We start from the raw sequence: 1,326 nt of genomic DNA on the forward strand, positions 1-1,326 counted from the left end.
TGCCGTCAAGTTCTCGGAAGACGACCTCGAGGCGCTTTTTGAGCCGCTCCCGGCTGCGGCCACTGTGGCGCCCCAGCCCAGGGCACGCCCACGGGCCAGATCTGCCACGCGCGCCCGGTGAGTTTCCGGCGTACGCCAGGGGGATCGCGACATGCGCGCCCGGGGCGGGTCTCCGCATCGCTCCTGCGGGCTCCGCGGGGGCGGCGCCCAACGGCCTGGGCGCGCGCGGCGGCAGCCTTTTCGTCAGGACGAACCGGATTTCAGGCGTGGTCGGCGCGCTCCAGTACTTCGCGCGCGGCACGACCAAGCACTTCCTCTGACCACTGGTTGACGCTCTCACCGGAGACAGCCGCCGCAATACCCACGCGGGCATGCACGTCAGGATCAATGCGGAGCATGAGTTTGCCCGACGCGGGTTTCTGCGGCTTGCGGCCGGCCTGCTCGCAGTCCGTCAGGTAATGATCGACCGCCGCATGAAAATCGACGGTGAGCTCGTCAACGGTTGAGCCGTGAAAACTGATCCTGTCGTCAACGCCGAGGACATGCCCGACGAAAATGTTGTCGCGCCCGTCGAAGTCGATGCGGGCGAAATAGCCCTTGTAGGTCATTGCATTGCTCATGGCTTGATTCCCATTTCGCTGAACCAGTCGCGCAAGTCTTCCACCTGATACCGCTTCGCCTCTTTGCCCGGGTGCGGGCGGTGATGGTAGCGGCGCTGGCCGTTCAGCGCGAAGGCGATGCGCGACCCCGAGCCTTCGTGCCTTCGTGGATTTCGCCGCCCAGGGCGACGACGAGCGATTCAATGTCCGAAAACACGATGCCACCCGGAGTCGGTTTCGTGTAGATCGCGGCGAGGGTGCGGGCGTGTTTCGTCTTCATGCCCAATGATAGCAAAAAGTGATATCTAATTGCTATCAAAAAATGATAGCACAAGCGGAATCCTGACTTTGCCCTGGTCTGGCTCGACACCGGGGAAAAGCGCTGGTTACGTGAATCGCATCACGGGGTCGACCTGCCGACCTGGGGCGAGACCCTGGAATCCGATGACCAGACCGTGCTGTGCACGCCGGGGAGCGATCGGCCGTTATGTACGATCAGCGGCCTCATCGTGACGCGACGGCAGGAGATCAGCGCAACACAGGGACAGGCAATCTGGCCGTCCAGCGAATTGCAGACGCCGGGGCCGGGACACTGGCGCCTTCAGGCGGTGGATCGCGAGTGGATATATGCGGCTGATTCCCGGTTTGCCGGTCACCGCGAGCTGTGCTTACGCAGGCACTGAACCCTCGGGCGGCCGGAGCCGGAAGGTCTCCGGTGCAATGGTGA

Annotated in this window: 2 protein-coding genes and 1 pseudogene; 1 reads left to right on the forward strand and 2 read right to left on the reverse strand. The window is 63.7% G+C overall.

Annotation, left to right across the window (positions count from 1 at the left end):
• Positions 1–260: 260 nt before the first annotated feature.
• Entirely contained in the window at positions 261–620 is a 360-nt protein-coding gene (locus BO1_RS48870) for a type II toxin-antitoxin system HicB family antitoxin (RefSeq protein WP_028223781.1), read from the reverse strand.
• Between the two features lie 103 nt (positions 621–723).
• Positions 724–879: a hypothetical protein gene (locus BO1_RS61705; RefSeq protein ID WP_245644159.1), complete on the reverse strand. Its 156-nt coding sequence runs from the start codon at positions 877–879 to the stop codon at positions 724–726.
• Between the two features lie 70 nt (positions 880–949).
• Here BO1_RS61705 and BO1_RS58735 point away from each other — a divergent pair.
• Positions 950–1,282, forward strand: a pseudogene (locus BO1_RS58735) (DUF3564 family protein); the annotation flags it as partial.
• Positions 1,283–1,326: the final 44 nt, after the last annotated feature.

The sequence above is a fragment of the Paraburkholderia oxyphila NBRC 105797 genome (assembly GCF_000685075.1).
GTDB classification, from domain to species: Bacteria; Pseudomonadota; Gammaproteobacteria; order Burkholderiales; family Burkholderiaceae; genus Paraburkholderia; species Paraburkholderia oxyphila.